Annotated in this window: 12 protein-coding genes; 4 read left to right on the top strand and 8 right to left on the bottom strand. The window is 44.5% G+C overall.

The window, feature by feature from the left end; translation table 11 throughout:
* Positions 1–27 precede the first annotated feature (27 nt).
* Both ACI882_RS04265 and ACI882_RS04260 read left to right on the top strand, forming a co-directional pair.
* Positions 28–1092 carry an efflux RND transporter periplasmic adaptor subunit gene (locus tag ACI882_RS04265; protein ID WP_411744437.1) on the top strand — a complete coding sequence of 355 codons (1065 nt, stop codon included), beginning with the start codon at positions 28–30 and terminating at the stop codon, positions 1090–1092.
* 2 nt (positions 1093–1094) lie between these two features.
* A complete protein-coding gene (locus ACI882_RS04260; protein ID WP_411744438.1) occupies positions 1095–4160 on the top strand; it encodes an efflux RND transporter permease subunit in 3066 nt (1021 codons plus the stop codon).
* A gap of 98 nt (positions 4161–4258) precedes the next feature.
* On the opposite strand, the gene ACI882_RS04255 is transcribed toward ACI882_RS04260, so the two are convergent.
* On the bottom strand, positions 4259–5575 hold the full coding sequence (locus tag ACI882_RS04255; protein ID WP_411746608.1) for an adenylate/guanylate cyclase domain-containing protein: 1317 nt from the start codon (positions 5573–5575) through the stop codon (positions 4259–4261).
* Positions 5576–5765: 190 nt separating this feature from the next.
* Between ACI882_RS04255 and ACI882_RS04250 the strand changes: the two genes are divergently transcribed.
* Positions 5766–6548, top strand: a complete 783-nt coding sequence (locus tag ACI882_RS04250; RefSeq protein WP_411746041.1) for a hypothetical protein — start codon at positions 5766–5768, stop codon at positions 6546–6548.
* A 4-nt stretch (positions 6549–6552) separates the two neighbouring features.
* Here ACI882_RS04250 and ACI882_RS04245 read toward each other — a convergent pair whose 3' ends face one another.
* From ACI882_RS04245 to ACI882_RS04220, 6 genes are all read right to left on the bottom strand, one after another.
* Entirely contained in the window at positions 6553–8706 is a 2154-nt protein-coding gene (locus ACI882_RS04245) for a molybdopterin cofactor-binding domain-containing protein (RefSeq protein ID WP_411746609.1), read from the bottom strand.
* Positions 8703–9203, bottom strand: coding sequence for a (2Fe-2S)-binding protein (locus ACI882_RS04240; RefSeq protein WP_411743961.1), 501 nt, complete (start codon positions 9201–9203; stop codon positions 8703–8705). The genes ACI882_RS04245 and ACI882_RS04240 overlap by 4 nt, the downstream gene beginning before the upstream one ends.
* The gene (locus ACI882_RS04235) at positions 9203–9820 is read right to left on the bottom strand and encodes an NTP transferase domain-containing protein (protein ID WP_411743962.1); all 618 of its coding nucleotides are present in this window, start codon (positions 9818–9820) and stop codon (positions 9203–9205) included. Before ACI882_RS04235 ends, ACI882_RS04240 begins: the two co-directional genes overlap by 1 nt.
* Positions 9813–10850, bottom strand: a complete 1038-nt coding sequence (locus tag ACI882_RS04230) for an XdhC family protein (RefSeq protein ID WP_411743963.1) — start codon at positions 10848–10850, stop codon at positions 9813–9815. Before ACI882_RS04230 ends, ACI882_RS04235 begins: the two co-directional genes overlap by 8 nt.
* Before the next feature lie 20 nt (positions 10851–10870).
* The gene (locus tag ACI882_RS04225) at positions 10871–11869 is read right to left on the bottom strand and encodes a hypothetical protein (protein ID WP_411743964.1); all 999 of its coding nucleotides are present in this window, start codon (positions 11867–11869) and stop codon (positions 10871–10873) included.
* A 113-nt stretch (positions 11870–11982) separates the two neighbouring features.
* A complete protein-coding gene (locus ACI882_RS04220) occupies positions 11983–12600 on the bottom strand; it encodes an FMN-binding negative transcriptional regulator (RefSeq protein WP_411743965.1) in 618 nt (205 codons plus the stop codon).
* A gap of 132 nt (positions 12601–12732) precedes the next feature.
* On the opposite strand from ACI882_RS04220, the gene ACI882_RS04215 reads away from it, so the two are divergent.
* The gene (locus ACI882_RS04215; protein WP_411743966.1) at positions 12733–13947 is read left to right on the top strand and encodes a DUF418 domain-containing protein; all 1215 of its coding nucleotides are present in this window, start codon (positions 12733–12735) and stop codon (positions 13945–13947) included.
* 118 nt (positions 13948–14065) lie between these two features.
* Here ACI882_RS04215 and ACI882_RS04210 read toward each other — a convergent pair whose 3' ends face one another.
* Positions 14066–16012, bottom strand: coding sequence for a beta strand repeat-containing protein (locus tag ACI882_RS04210; protein WP_411743967.1), 1947 nt, complete (start codon positions 16010–16012; stop codon positions 14066–14068).
* Between the last annotated feature and the right edge of the window lie 50 nt (positions 16013–16062).

Below are 16062 nucleotides of genomic sequence, written 5' to 3'. Positions count from 1 at the left end.
ACAATTTAGCCTCTGGAGAGCGACTAGATGAAAAACTTAAAACCCATCCTTACAATGGCTATGCCCATACTGATTAGCTTAGCAATCAGCGCCTGTGGTCCAGAGCCTGAGTCTGTCGCCGTGCAACCACAGCCTGTTAAGGTGTATGAAGTCAGTGCCGTTGATACCGAGAACGTGCGCCGTTTTCCTGCGGTGATAGAAGCCTCTGAAGTTGCTAACATTTCGGCTAAGGTATCTGGACAGGTTACGCAACGTTTGGTCCACCCTGGTGATGAGGTTACTGCTGGTGATTTGCTCTTCACCATTGACGATATCGACTTTAAGCTCAATGTAGCCCAAGCCCAAGCCAACTTCACCCTCGCTAAGGTATCGTTTGATCGCGTTGAGTCTTCTAGGCAAAAAAATATTGCCACGCAAGCCGACTATGACAACGCAAAATCAAACCTAGATAAAGCCAAGGTTGCTTTGCAGCAAAGCCAGAATCAATTAGATAATACCCGTATTTTTGCTCCCATCAGCGGAACCGTCGTTCGCGTCAATGCCGATAGATACGACTTTATCAATGCCGCTCATACGGTGGTCACCTTGCACTCAACTGACAACTTTGATGTTAAGTTCCAAGTGCCCAGTGATCTTATTCGACGTTATAACGGTGACCCTTCCGATATTAAGGCAAAAGTCAGTGTTAATACTCTAACAGACCAGCTTTTTGATGCGCAGTTCAAGAGTTTCAGTGCCGATTCTGATCGCTCAACTCGCAGTTTTAATCTCACTCTCACCATGGCGACGCCACAGCAAAACAAAGGCAATTTATTCCCGGGTATGGACGCAAATGTCTTCGTGAATTTATCTGACCTTAATAAAGACGTCACTATATTGGTCCCTAGCCATGCGGTCTTTCAAAGCAATAATCAAAACTGGGTCTGGAAGGTTCAAGGTGACAAGGTGAGCAAAACTGCAATCATCATGGGCGAGTTATATGATGGTTTTATTAGCATTTCCGAAGGCCTACAGCCAGGTAACATAATTGTAGAAGCCGGCGTACAACAACTCTCTGATGGCCAGGCGATTAAAGTCTGGACTGGAGAATAACCATGGATATCGCACGTTATTTTATCGAAAAACATGTCACCAGCTGGATGGTCACGCTCATACTCTTGGTCGGTGGGGTATTAGCGTTTTTAAACTTAGGCCGCTTAGAAGACCCAGAGTTCTCTATTAAACAAGTTAACATTATTACCCAGTACCCCGGCGCGACTCCAGAGCAGGTAGAAAACGAAGTAACCTACTTGCTTGAAAAAGAAATGCAGAATTTGCCTTATGTAAAACACATTATGTCGACTTCAAATGCAGGCCTTTCTAAGCTGCAAGTGGAGATGAAAGATACCATACGGGCTGAAAAACTCGGTCAAGTTTGGGATGAGGTACGGAAAAAGTTAAAGGACATTGAAGTACAGTTACCACCAGGCGCAGAAGCCCCGATGGTTATTGATGACTTCAGCGATGTTTACGGCGTTCTTTATGCATTAACCTCTGCCGTGCCTGGCGACTATGATTATCGCGAACTCAATACCATCGCCAATGATTTAAGTAAACAACTCGCTTTGGTTGAAGGCATTTCAAAAGTGGCTATTTCAGGTGTGCAGCAAGAGCAGGTTCACATTGAAATACCCAGTAAGAATATAATTTCAATGGGCATCCCTGTTGAACAAATTGCGGGTTTACTCAGCGAACAAAACATCGTTTCTAACTCCGGCTTTGTGAATGTAGGCGATGAATTAATTCGTTTAACACCTACAGGTGAGTTTAGTTCGATAGAAGCACTGGGTCTATTGACCATCACCAGTGCACAAACCGGCCAAACCGTAAAACTAAAAGATATTGCGACCATTCGCCGTGCTTACAACGAACCTTCTAATCACATTATTCACTATAACGGCAAACCTTCTATTGCTCTGGGCCTGTCTTTCTTACCCGGAGAGAACGTCGTTGAAATAGGCAAAAATGTTCGCGCTAAACTGCAAGAATCAATGAGCTTTGTGCCCGTTGGTGTTGATATTGAATCAATCTATTTCCAAGGCGATGAAGTTGAACAAGCTGTAAACGGATTTATGTACAGCCTGCTGCAAGCGGTGGTAATTGTTATATTAGTTTTGCTGGTATTTATGGGCATTAAATCTGGCATCCTCATTGGCATGATCTTAGCCATTACCATTCTAGGAACCTTTATTGTCATGGACCTAGTGGGCATTACCCTTCAGCGTATTTCCTTGGGCGGCTTAATCATTGCTCTGGGGATGCTGGTCGACAACGCTATAGTGGTCACCGAAGGGATTCTAATTGGCCTTAAACAAGGTAAAACACGCCTTCAAGCCGCCAGCGCCGTTGTAAAGCAAACTCAGTGGCCGCTATTAGGCGCTACCGTCATTGCCATTACCGCATTCGCGCCCATGGGTTTATCACCTGACAGCATTGGTGAATTTGTTGGCTCTCTGTTTTGGGTGCTGCTCATTAGTTTATCAATCAGTTGGTTTACCGCTGTTTCTCTAACACCTTTCTTTTGCCATCTGTTTTTTAAAGATGAAATTACTCAAGAAGGTGAAGAACCTACAGACCCTTATCGCGGTGTAATATTTACTGTTTACAAGCGCATACTATTGATTGCCATGCGCCACCGCTGGGTCACTGTCACCGTTTTAGTGCTTGCACTTAGTACGGCAGGTGTCGCATTCACGCAGGTAAAGCAAGCCTTTTTCCCTTCATCAGCGGCACCTATGTTTTTTATTGATGTTCGTTACCCAGTTGCAACCAAGATCGAATCGACCGCACAGCAAATAAAAATATTAGAAGATCGTTTAACCGCCGACAATCGAGTGGAATTCGTTACCACGACCATCAACCAAGGGTTACCGCGTTTTATATTAACCTACCAAGCATTGGAAACCGGCTACGCCAATGCTCAAATGGTCGTACGGTTACAACAGCGTGAAGACATTGATCCGATCATGGTCGAGATAGATCAGTACATGCGCAAAGAGCAACCCAATGCAGAGTTTGCCTTGCGTAAAATGCAACTCGGACCTGGTGGCGCTAAACTAGCGATTCGTGTCTCAGGACCCGATGCAAAAGTACTGCGTGAGCTAACCGAACAGGTTAAAACAGTTTGGCGATCTGATCCAAATATTGACTCGATACGTGACGATTGGAAAAACCCCGTCAAGGTATTGCAACCTATTTTCAATGCTGAAAAAGCATCGGAGCTGGGCATATCTAAAAAGGAATACGACAAAGCTTTACTGACGCATTTACAAGGCCAAACCGTCGGATCATTCCGTGATGGCCATAAGTTATTACCTATTGTGATGACCGTACCTGAAAATGAACGCAGCAGTGTCGATCACTTAAAGGATATACAAATATTCAGTAACGGTCGATATGTATACCTAACAGAGGTCACCCTTGGTTTTGATATTATTTGGGAGAATCCATCGATAGAAAGGCGTGACCGTCAGCGAACCATTACGGTACAAGCAGACCCTCATTTACACAGTCCGTTTAACACCGACGATTTGTTTAAACGAGCCCAACCAGCAATAGATGCCATTGAAGTTCCACCTGGCTATTCACTTGAGTACGCGGGCGAATATGAAATTTCGAATGATGCACAAAACAACATGATCAAAATAATGCCGATGGGTTATTTGTTTATGTTTATCATTACGTTATTGCTGTTTAACTCGGTTAAAGAAACACTGGTGGTTTGGTTGTGCATTCCGTTAACGATGATTGGTATTGCCATGGGCTTATTGCTGCTGAATGTACCCTTCGGCTTTATGGGCTTTTTAGGGTTCTTGAGTTTATCGGGCATGGTGATAAAAAATGGTATCGTGTTGATCGATCAGGTGAATGTAGAAATACGAGAAGGCAAAGAACATTTCCGCGCCGTCTTCGATGCCGCCGTTAGCCGTTTGCGCCCTGTTTTTATGGCCGCTCTCACCACCATACTGGGTTTAGCACCGTTGTTATTCGATCCGTTCTTTAAAGACATGGCCGTTGTAATTAGCTTTGGTTTAGGCTTTGCAACATTACTGACCTTAATCGCGGTTCCAGTGTTCTATATTATTTTCTTTAAAGCGAAGGAAGTTCCACTGCACGACTAGCTAATTCCTTCGGATAGATAAACCGCCTCTGTGGCGGTTTTTTTATTTAATCTAGGTGGCTAATTGTGAATTCAAAGCAATAACTGCTGTCAAAATAGTTAGCCTTCAAACTCCCATCTTAATTCCGTCTCTATTAATTTATTTGCAGTGAACCCAGTTAAAACGAGCCTAATGCCGTCATTTGAGGTTAACTCCATCGTTTCAAATGGACGCATATCATCAACTAGGTCATGGCTAAAGCGCTCTAGCCCTTGAGTAGTAATCGCGTTAGGTAAAGACGTTATCAGTTGCCAAGATACTGTGTGCTGTACGCTTGAACCATCTAAGACAATTGATTCGATCTTAAGTGCCCATTGACCTTGATATTCAACGCCAGTGGTCGTTATAAAACTAAACTCGCCTTGCGTTGAATTATTAACTTTAGAGGCATCGTTTCTTAGCTTTAAGCTCGGCAACGATAGCTCGGTAAAGTCGGGCTTTATTATGGTTTGTCCTTTGCCTACCTCTACCGTCGCCATGTAAGCAAGTTGACTCGAGCTTTTGTAACTCAATTGGTAAACGCCTGGCGCTATTTCGTTTTCAACAGTACGGTTTCCTTTGTCATTGGCCGTAGATAAATTCAATAACTCGCCATTCAAATATAAATTCTGTGTAACCGCCGTATTAATTAATAACGACTCGCCTTTTAAGAAAGAAAAACCCAAATACCCAACAACAAGTATCAATAAGGCTAGGTTGACCCATTTCATTAACGGTGAGCGACTTTTCACCTTACCTTTTGCAGGTGCCGCAGGCTTTGTGAGTTCCGGCAAATAAATTTCAAAAATTTCAATTGCCTCTGGTATACCCTTTAATAGATAGCCACCGTGACTGATACACTTAATATCATCAGACGCATCAAGCCAACCTTTTGCACTGTCCCAAACGGGGTAAGTTGCTAAAATTTGCCCGCCTGTCGCTAAAGATTCCACTCGAGCCGCGCGATTAACATGCCGACCAAAAATATCTAATTGAACATCATCTTCAACGGCTATTTGCCCAACATGCAAGCCAATGCGGACAGAAATATCTTCGAATTCTGCATGCTCTCTATTGAACTTTTCTAAAGCGAGTTGAATATCGACCGCTCTTTTCACCCCCGTTGATGGCTCAGAAAAAACAGCCATAACGGCATCACCGATAAACTTCACGACCATGCCTGAGCCGTTTTCCTCGATGATTGTTTTCAAGAGTTCATCATGATATTGCCGGAGTTTGGCGACGTAAGAATCCCCTTTACGCTCTGTCAGCTCGGTATAACCTTCAATATCGGTAAACATAACAGTCAGCATGGCGGTACGGTGCTTCTGTATGTAGGCGTTTAGCTTGCCTTTCTCTTCACCGATCATATCGGCATTAATTTCTGTAAAATCCATTATTTTAAGTCATTACCAAGTTCATATAATGTATGCAGTGTATGCTGTTCAAGGCAATTATCAACGTTGAAATATAAGTGAATATCTGGAATTTATCTAAAGTTAAAGGCTTCCCACTGAAAGCAATCTCTGTAAACTACAGAGACTTGTTCAATGCATTGACCCATTCATCTACTTTAACGGACACTACATGACAGCTTTAAAGAGGATCCTTCAGATTAGTCTCACTTTTACGATGATGGTGAGCATTGTTACTGCAGAAGAAATTAAGCTAGAAAACTACGGTGTATACGTAAAAACCGATCAAGGCTACATTGCAGCCGATGTATATAACCATTACCGGATGGACTTTGAATACTATGGGGAGCTGACAGTGTTGACCCCAAGCTCTGATGGCTTGGAACTTATTGTGTATCAGCCAGACATTCTGCCCAATTATATAAATATTGAAACTCGCCCACTGGCCTCACCAGGCCAAACCTTTAGAGTTAGCCCTCAAATTTCACCTCTGAGCGATGATCAAACTAAGATTACATTCAAAGAGGCTATACCAGCAGATAGAATTTTACTAATTGATACGGGTTGGGGTAATAACTCTCTACATGCGGTCGCACTTTCAAGCCCACTTGCGGGCTTTATTGCCGGCTACAAGGTTGGATCAGACATTACCGCCACCAATGCCACTTGGTCTATCGAGAAAGTACTCACCGCATACCCTGGCAACCCAGAGTTATTGGCGCTTCTTGCCCATTGGACTCAAAAAGAAATTGAAACCAAAGCTAGGGAGCAGTATGACTGGGTGATACAAGCTTGGGATGACTACGAAAAAGCGGAAACAACGGAGACTAAGTTGTTAGAGCTGGAAAACGTTAAAGGCCGCATTGAGTATTACTTTGAAGAATACCCAGGCGGCCTAGATACCGCTGAACTAAAAACCCTTTTAAGAACCGTCACGGATAAGCTGGACTTTTAATCATTCACGCAGATGCCCGAATAACTTTATAACCGTGCTTTGCTATCGGTAAGTTTCGAATTCGCTCACCGTTAGCTTGGTAAATTGCATTGGTTATTGCGGCCGCGATAGGCGGTGTTCCTGGTTCACCAATACCCGATGGTGCTTCTGCCGAAGGTATTATTTCCACCACTATCTCTGGTATTTGGTCGAGCGTTAACATTTGATAATCGTGAAAATTACTTTGCATCACCCGTCCACGGTCGATGGTGATATCGCCATTGGCTACGGCGGTTAGTCCAAAAATAATGCCGCCTTCTATTTGTGCTTTTACGGTATCTGGGTTAACCACAACGCCACAATCGAGAACGCTGGTAATTTTATGCAGCGTAATTTCTTTGTTCTCAGCAACGCTAAGTTCAACAACTTGAGCGATATAAGTGCCGAAAGATTTATGAATAGAAATACCTTGCACTCGCCCATTGGTTACATTGCCCCAGCTAGCTAAAGATTTAATTTTTTCTGCCACGGCAATTTCACGTGGATCGGTTAAATGATCACGCCGGAACTGGTATGGGTCTGCGCCAGCGGCTATCGCAACTTCATCCATGGCGCTCTCTACAAAAAAACCATTACTGGAATGACCGACCGATCGCCAGAACCCTACTGGAACAGGCAGTGGCACTATTTTATTTTCATAGTCGGGCTCTTCAACGTAGCTTACATGCTTCATGCCCTCTTCGGCGACCGGATCTCCGATAATTTTAGTAACCGGTACCCAACGTAAGAAGCCGGGCATGCCTGCTTTAATGAGGCGTTTCAAAATTGAGCTCGATGCACTCTGCGCACCCCAATGCATGATATGGTTGTTATCATCTAAACCAATTTGGAAACGTGCTACGGTGGCGGGTCGATAAAAATCATGCTGAGTATCTTCTTCACGAGACCAAATAACTTTCACTGGCTTTCCTACCGCTTGCGATAAAATAACCGCCTGTGCGACAAAGTCGGATTCGCCACGGCGGCCAAAGCCTCCGCCTAAGTATGTGGTGTGGACAAAAATATTGTCTTGCTTTAAGCCGGTTAAGTCCTCGGCAATGGCGCCGGTTTGGCTTTGGCTTTGCGAAGGAACCCAAATATCACAGCTGTCAGCTTGTACGTGTGCAGTACAGGTCATCGGTTCCATGGTCGCGTGCGCTAAATAAGGAACCTCATAAGCAAGTTCAACTAGCTTTTTTGCTTCTTTCGGGCGCTTTACTTTAATATCGTCTAGTTCTTCGTTGAGTCGCTGGCTAATGTCTGCATTTGACATAAGCGGTTCATCACCTTCATTAAACTGCGGTGCCAATGCGGCCAAGCCTTTCTTCGCTTGCCAGTAAGAAGTGGCAACAACCGCAACACCATTGGGCACTTCAACAATATTGGTTACGCCGTTAACCGCCATGGCGGCATCTGCGTTCATTGAGACCAGTTGGCCACCAAACACCGGCGCTTGGGCAACGGTGCCAATCAACATATTGGGAACATTAACATCAATGCCAAATTCAGCTTGGCCAGTTACTTTTTCAACGCCGTCTATTCTTGGTACTGCCTTGCCTATGAGTCTGAACTGGTCTGCTTGCTTAAGCGTCACATCATCGACATCGATACTCAGGGTTGCGGCTACTTCCGCCAATTCGCTGTAACTAATAGATTCTGCGCCATTGATCACCTGACCATTTTCTGTGCGTAATTGCTCCACAGCAACATTCCACTTGCTTGCAGCCGCGGCCAACATCGCGTGACGTGCAACAGCGCCGACTTGTCGCATGGGTAACCAAAAACTAGAAATACTGGTACTGCCACCTGTTATCTGCATGCGCATGGCACTGTTATTAAACTGTGCATTCCAAGGAGCGATCAGCACTTTTACAGATTCCCAATCGGCATCCATTTCATCAGCAATGAGCATGGCCATACTGGTTTTAACACCCTGGCCCATTTCAACGCTTGGTACGGTGATGGTGACAGTGCCTTCCGCTGCAATGTGCACCCAAGCGTTCAGCTGAGTATCGGGTGCTTCATTAGAATGCAGCATCACTACTTCATTTTTAGAGGAGCAGCCCACAATTAAACCTACGCCGGCAACGGCGACTGAGGTTTGGATGAACTGACGACGACTAAGATTAACATCACTCATGAATTAGCCTCCTGCATTAATTGTGCAGCGCGGTGTACAGCTGTTCGTATTCTAGGATAAGTACCACATCGACAAATATTGATCATCGCATTTTCAATATCTTCTTCGGATGGCTGTGGGTTTTTATTTAACAACGCCACGGCCGTTAATATTTGCCCTGACTGACAATAGCCACACTGTGGCACTTGTTCATCTAGCCACGCCTGCTGTACCGGGTGCCAATGTTGCACGCCGGTCTCGCCAGCGGGTGCCTCAGTTAACTCGGTAACCCCTTCAATGGTGGTCACTTCTGCCCCGGCGGGTAATGCAGACACAGGATAAACACAGGTGCGTGTTGGCTCGCCATTGATCAACATAGTGCACGCACCACACTGCGCTAAGCCACAGCCGAATTTAGTGCCGGTTAAGCCTAAGGATTCTCTTATGACCCAGAGTAGTGGTGTATCGGCTTCAACATCGGCTTGATACGCTTTGGCATTGACGGTGAGATTAAACATTAGTTTTGCACCCCAGGGTTAGGTCGTTGAAAGTAATGTTTCAATGCTAGCAAGTCATCCACTGTGTCTACATCAAAACGTAATTCTTGGTTTTCTAGTTCGATAACTAAATGTGGGCTTTCAGCCTGAACTTGGCGAATCATTCGCCCTGCCCCTTGATCACCGGTTAAATTATTCAGCTCATTTTTATAGTACGAAGGAATAAGTGCCGGTACACCTATGATTGAATCATAGACCGAGGCAACAATAGTAGTTGTAGTTTCGCGACCCTGCCAATGACCGATCATGCGGTTCAAATGCTGAGTATCGAGCCGGTATTGATCGACTGTTAGCAACAGCCAGGCATCTGCTTGAACATTATTAACCACGCACTTTATTGACGACGCCATTCCACTAGCCCAACGCTGGTTGGTTAAGGTGGGTACAGTAAGCTGTTCACGCATTTGCATGGCTTCATCTTGATCAGATAAGACAACCGTTACCGGCAACCCAGTGGCAACCGCTGTGTTCACTTGCCGTTGCAATAAACTGATGCCACCGGCGTTTACCAGTTGTTTAGCGCGACCTAAGCGTTTAGAGCAGCCTGCTGCCAATATGCCGATGGCAAGTTTAGCCATGAATACTGCCCTGCTTTTCTCGTAAAGGCAGACCACTGCGGTTATTTAAGGTTGCCATCATTTCTGCTAGTACCGACAACACAATTTGATCGGATGAATCTGCCCCTATATCTAACCCAGCAGGGCTAAACAAGCGGTCTGCGAATTGATCATGGCTGAGTTCGGCTTTTGCTAACAATCGATTACGCCTATCTGCAGGGCCTAATAAACCTATGTAGTCAGCATTGCTTGATAAAGCGATCGGCAATGCCTTAATATCGCGATCAAAATCATGGCTCATGATCACAATGGCATCGCTACTAGAAACCGTAAATGCAGCCTGCTCAAAGTTTGAGACTAACAAGCCTTTAGCTTGTCCTTCCGTGATATAAACATCACGTTCATCGAGCAACTGCACATAAAAACCCATTTGCCGAGCCATAACCGCTAATAACCGCGCATCGGAGGAGGCACCGAGTAACGTCAGCCGTTTTGCAGGGCGAATATGTTCTAGTAAGTAATCTCGACCCTCTAAGTTAAGCAATGCTGGCTGGCTTTGTGCATCTGCCAACAGGCTATCGACTTGTTTTGGCAAAGTGCCTTGTGAGTGCAAAGCATCACCACAACGAATTGCGTAATCGCCACTGTCATCAATTGCCGTTAACAGCTGCACGGCATCGGGGAAATGGTTTTGCATTTGCGCGAGGACACCGTAGTTATTCTCTGGGTGTAGGCAATTAATACGCACGCGCACTCGACCATTGCAACCCGGACCAAATACGCACAGGTTAGGGTCCATGGTACGCATATCATATTCAAGTACTTGGCTTTTTTTAGTGCGCAATAACTCAGGTGCAATGGATGTAAGCTCGCCTTCTAAGCAACCTCCGGTGACTAAACCGGTCATTTCACCATTCGCACTGATCAACATTCGTGCACCAGATTTACGATAGCTAGAGCCATCGGTATCGGTAATGCAGACTTCTAACATAGACTCCCCTAACGCTTTGGCTTTGTTCAGCGTTGCGAAGAAATCTTGATAATTATTCATAAAGGTTCCCTGATTAATCGTTAAGCTCGAGTACTTATTCTGCGTTTTTTAACACCGCCCACCAGTTTTAATGCAAACCAAGTTACACAGGCAAATACAAATGCCAACAAGTATTCGATAAACGGAATGCGAACGATTTCATTAATCATGCCAAAACCTCGGTCAGAATATATGACCACCATGGCGATTAGATAAACCGCTAAGAAAAACCACTTGGTGTGTTCTTTTAAACCCAGACCATGCATTTGAGTAATGATAAACATGCCAAAGAACCCGAAAAAGAACATGGGCCAAATTTCTTGACCCAACATAAACGCCACCGCCGTACCATGGAACAGCACAAACACTTCTAGCGTGGCTTTCCAGTATTTATTGACGTGCATATTGGTAAACATCAACGCACCTTGCGTCATCAGCAAAAACATATAGAAAAAACCAACTAAATGGCCGGAAGAATTTTCCATCGGGTGGAACCAAAAGGTATAAATAGTCGCCCAAGCAAAAACATAACCGTGATAGCGTTTAAAGACACGCCCAGGTTCATCCATCATCGGTATTTTTTTGCCCCAGAACAGACCACGCCGGTTGTTCTCCATGACCAACACCATCACCAACAACACAATGACCGAACCCTGCGAACTGAAGACCGAGGTGTCTTGTGCTAAGCCGTCGTACCAAATAGCGCTCTGCACCCAATGCAAGATAATAAAACCTAGGGTACCTAGCAAAGCTAGGTAGTTAAGCGGGTGTAATTTCTTAGAGTACTTTAAACCGCTACGCTGGGCATAGAGAATAAGCCCCCACATGAAGACCTGATGCAATATATAACCACCCCAAGCGGTAAAGCGGCTCATAAAATCGGGGTTGGGTAACTTCCAGTAATACCATGCAGCACCCGCATCAGGCAATAACGCCGGTGAAACAGCAAATGGCCGTAACAGGTGGATAGCCAAGGTCAACAACCCTGCACTGACAATGGCAACAATCAGCGCGTGCTTGGCGCTGGGAAGATTTTGCATAGGATTCATCATCGTTCACTATTCCCTTTTTCTTGTTATACGTAAGGCAAAGTCATTTAGATGACAGCAATTAAGTCACATAGTTTGTAGCTGGCTCGCAATAGAGAGCACGTTTAAGAAGCGCCTAACCCTAAATTAAGCTTTTTCATATAATCGGCTAATGCCTGCTGATCTAAACCAGTAGAGTTTGAAAGCGCACTGTAGACGCCCTGCTGATCTTCATTCGAGCGCTGTTGGCCGAGTTTTAATTTGCCTTCTATTTTTGTCAGCTCAATTTTAAAACCCACTATGGCACCCAATAATTTATCTCTATAGTCATCGGTTATAATATCTCGCTCAACCAACAAGCCCGGTTCATACTTTTCAACCACTTCTTCTACTGTATCGAGTGTTTCTTTATTGTTTAACAAAGAGACTATTCCGTAGCCATGTACCGCCGCGTAATTCCAAGTAGGGACGCCGGGCGCCTTGGCATACCAGCTAGGCGAGATATAACTGTGCGGACCACTGAAAACAATTAGAACTTCAGATTGATCAAGTTCTTTCCAATGCGGGTTTGCTTTCGCGCAATGCGCGTATAGTGTGCCATATTCACCCTCTTCTCGATGCAGAACAAAGGGGATATGCGTGCCATTAAGCGAAGACGATATAATTAACCCAAAGCCAAATTCATCTATAAAGTCATGCTGTTCTTTTATGTCATTCATTTTTAAACTGTTTGGTGTGTACATTCACATTCTCTAATTTTGCTCAATGAAGTAAGGACAAATACTTGTGTTGCTGTTCACAATAACAAAGCAACTTAGTCATCTTGACAGCATGGAGTGTTACAATACCGCGAGCTAAACCAAAAAGGAACTTAAGTGAACTCACATTTGGCAGAAACATCAAACACCCGCATTCAAAGCCTAGACATCATACGGGGTTTCGCCCTGCTGGGTATTCTTGTAATGAACATTCAATCTTTTGCAATGCCTGAAGCGGCCTACACCAACCCAACAGCTTATGGCGATTTCAACGGCATTAATAAGTTGGTTTGGATGGTCTCGCATTTACTATTTGATTCAAAATTTATGGCGTTGTTTTCCATGCTTTTTGGCGTGGGTATCTTAGTATTCAGTGACAACCTTGTCGCCCGTGGCAACAAAGCGTTCGCTACCCATGCACGGCGCATGTTTTGGCTTTTGCTGTTTGGTTTTATTCATGGCCATTTAATTTGGTCAGGTGATATTCTCTTTATGTATGCGGCCTGCGGCTTTGTGTTTTACTCATTTCGCAACAGAACCATCAAAACACTTTGGATTGTTGGCATTATTTTTCTAACAATTGGCTGGGGCTTCACTGAGTTAATCCAAGTTAGCTTAAACTACATGACCCCTGATGAAGTTGCCGACATGGCAACCGACTGGGCACCCACTCGCGAAGAAACAAGCAGTAAACTGTTATCAATGACGGGGGTTTGGTCGCAACAGTTCTCACTGAGAACTGAAAATGCATGGTTCATGCAAACCTTTGGCGTACTTTATTATGGTTTGGGGCGCGTAGGCGGGTTAATGCTGATTGGCATGGCACTCTATAAGCAAGGGTTATTTACTGGGCGCTATGCACCGAGTGATTTATTAAAAAAAGGTTTAGTTAACTTGCTGATTGGTTTTTCATTTACCATCTATGGGTTATTTTTTAACTTCCAGCATGACTGGGCATTTTCTTACTCTCAATTCAGAGGCATGCAATTTAACTATATTGGCAGTGTGTTTGTAGCAATTGGCTATGCCCAACTGCTTGCACTGGTTGTTCAAAAACAATGGTTTGCTGCCGTCACTAAACGCTTAGCCTATGTTGGCCGAATGGCATTTACCAACTATATAAGCCAATCAATAATTTGTACCTTTATATTTTATGGTTTTGGCTTAGGCTTATTCGGCTCAGTTGAGCGTTGGCAACAACTACTCATTGTCTTATGCATTTGGGCATTACAGCTTACATGGTCACCCTTATGGTTGGAGAGTTTTCGCTATGGACCACTAGAGTGGCTTTGGCGAACACTTACCTATTGGCAAAAACCTAATGGCCGATAGTTTTAAAAATAACACATGAATTCATTTGTACCTCCGACCTTATAACGCAGTTTAAAAAAAGCAGCCCTGTTGGCTGCTTTGATTGAAACTATGCTTATGTCACGCCACGTTTTAAGATTTAGGGTGTAATTAAATGTACAAACCCAGCATCGCTATCACCGTTGTTATCCCATCTTGGCGCAGCGAGCAAGTAGAAACTGCCGTCATCTGGAGCGGTTACATTTGGATCAACACTACCGGATGCTAAATCCGAGAAAGTAGAACCTGCCAAATTATTTATTTGCGTTCCGGTGACGCCATTCATTAGGCGTGCGGTACCTGCATTTATAATGCCGCCTTCGTCGTCAAATCGCGATAAAATTACGTAGTTGCTATTACCTAAAGCAACAATGCCTGAACCCCCTCGCAATAAGTTATCGGCAAGGCGATCATCCATTTGATCACCTAACAACTCACTGATTTGCACGCCCGTGCTACCGTTAACTAAACGCACGGAACCTGCATCCTCTATTACGCCATTATCGTCTTCGGGAGACGCAACCACGTAATTATTGTTAGCTAAGGCAACAATGGCATCACTGGCGACATGATCTTCTGCTTGATCACCGTAGAGTACCGTACCAATAGCATCGCCAGTAGAGCCGTTCATGAGCCGTACTGAGCCTACATCGACAGTAACGCCATCATCATCTAGTGCGGAGCCAACTACATAATGACCATTAGGTAAGGCTGTCACGCCTTCACTGCCGAGTTGGTCTTCAGTTTGATCTCCGTATAAAACATTAATTTGTACGCCTGTATCGCCATTAAACAACCGTACCGAACCAGAATCGTCATTCAATCCATCGTCATCAAATGTTGAAACAACGACGAAGTTATTATTACTCAATGCAGTGCCTGCCTTTTTTTGCGCTAACGTAATTCCAGTTCGACGCAAGCCTAGGGAATCTTCGCTGGCATTACCCATAAAGTCATTAATGAGAACACCCGTCGTACCATTTACTAGGCCGATAGAGCCGACATTGTTGAGAGCTCCGTCATTGTCATCAGGCGAAAGAATGACGTAATTATCATTTGTGAGTGTAAAAACTTCACTACCAAATCGATCGCCTGTTTCATCACCCAATAGCGCATTAATTTGCGCACCTGTGCTGCCGTTAAATAGCCGGACGGAACCGGATGATATCAAACCACCCGCCGAATCATTGGGTGAAGCGACAACGTAATTGTTATTGCTCAGAGCTTTAACACCACTACCTCCCAAAGCAAGGTTAGCTGCATCGCCTTCCAGTACGCTAATTTGTACACCGGTGATGCCGTTCATTAGTCGGACTGAGCCGGCATTGCTTATCAGTCCATTATTATCTGCGGATGACACGACAACGTAGTTGCCATTATCTAAAACTGTGACGCCGTCAGACCCAATGGCATCATTGGATTGGTCGCCAAATAGAGCGCTAGTTTGCAAGCCAGTACTGCCATCGATTAACCGGACTGAGCCAGCATTGGCAAGCCCACTGTTACGCTCGGCCGGTGATATTATTACGTAATTATCATTGGCCAATAAGGTGACACCATCTGAACCAAGTTGATCGCTTGCATCATTTCCAACCACTGCATTAATCTGCTCGCCGGTTATACCATTTATTAAGCGAACTGAACCGACGTTTAATTCAGTGCCGTTATCGTCCTGCGGTGAAATAATAATAAAGTTATTGCCTAATGCCGATATACCACCGGATCCTAGTCGGTCATTATTGGAGTCCCCGTAAATACTGCCGATCAATGCATGGGTTTCTGTTTCATATAGATGAACAGCACCATTATTACCGTCGTCTACTGAAGAGTCACCTGGATCGGTAATCACAATATTGCCATTACCAAGAATCACAACCTGAGATCCGAAACTATCATCATCTCCGGGGGTTGGATCGGTTAAAATAAAGGAGGAGGATGGTGGGCTACCGCCATCGTCATCGGCACCTCCGCCGCCAGAACAGGCAAGTAAAATGGCCGTTATCATAAACAGTAGACCCGTTATTAATTTACTTTGATGAGTTAACATTCCTTGTCTCCTTTAAATAAATTTATTTTTAATTTCTGTTACATATTTTT

The organism is Reinekea sp., assembly GCF_046710285.1.
GTDB lineage: Bacteria > Pseudomonadota > Gammaproteobacteria > Pseudomonadales > Natronospirillaceae > Reinekea.
This window is presented reverse-complemented; position numbering and strand designations above follow the sequence as displayed.

Bases quoted from the DNA above. Each gene is read 5' to 3' on its own strand.
- ACI882_RS04265 (WP_411744437.1), top strand. From the start codon at position 28: ATGAAAAACTTAAAACCCATCCTTACAATGGCTATGCCCATACTGATT.
- ACI882_RS04260 (WP_411744438.1), top strand. From the start codon at position 1,095: ATGGATATCGCACGTTATTTTATCGAAAAACATGTCACCAGCTGGATG.
- ACI882_RS04255 (WP_411746608.1), bottom strand. From the start codon at position 5,575: ATGGATTTTACAGAAATTAATGCCGATATGATCGGTGAAGAGAAAGGC.
- ACI882_RS04250 (WP_411746041.1), top strand. From the start codon at position 5,766: ATGACAGCTTTAAAGAGGATCCTTCAGATTAGTCTCACTTTTACGATG.
- ACI882_RS04245 (WP_411746609.1), bottom strand. From the start codon at position 8,706: ATGAGTGATGTTAATCTTAGTCGTCGTCAGTTCATCCAAACCTCAGTC.
- ACI882_RS04240 (WP_411743961.1), bottom strand. From the start codon at position 9,203: ATGTTTAATCTCACCGTCAATGCCAAAGCGTATCAAGCCGATGTTGAA.
- ACI882_RS04235 (WP_411743962.1), bottom strand. From the start codon at position 9,820: ATGGCTAAACTTGCCATCGGCATATTGGCAGCAGGCTGCTCTAAACGC.
- ACI882_RS04230 (WP_411743963.1), bottom strand. From the start codon at position 10,850: ATGAATAATTATCAAGATTTCTTCGCAACGCTGAACAAAGCCAAAGCG.
- ACI882_RS04225 (WP_411743964.1), bottom strand. From the start codon at position 11,869: ATGCAAAATCTTCCCAGCGCCAAGCACGCGCTGATTGTTGCCATTGTC.
- ACI882_RS04220 (WP_411743965.1), bottom strand. From the start codon at position 12,600: ATGTACACACCAAACAGTTTAAAAATGAATGACATAAAAGAACAGCAT.
- ACI882_RS04210 (WP_411743967.1), bottom strand. From the start codon at position 16,012: ATGTTAACTCATCAAAGTAAATTAATAACGGGTCTACTGTTTATGATA.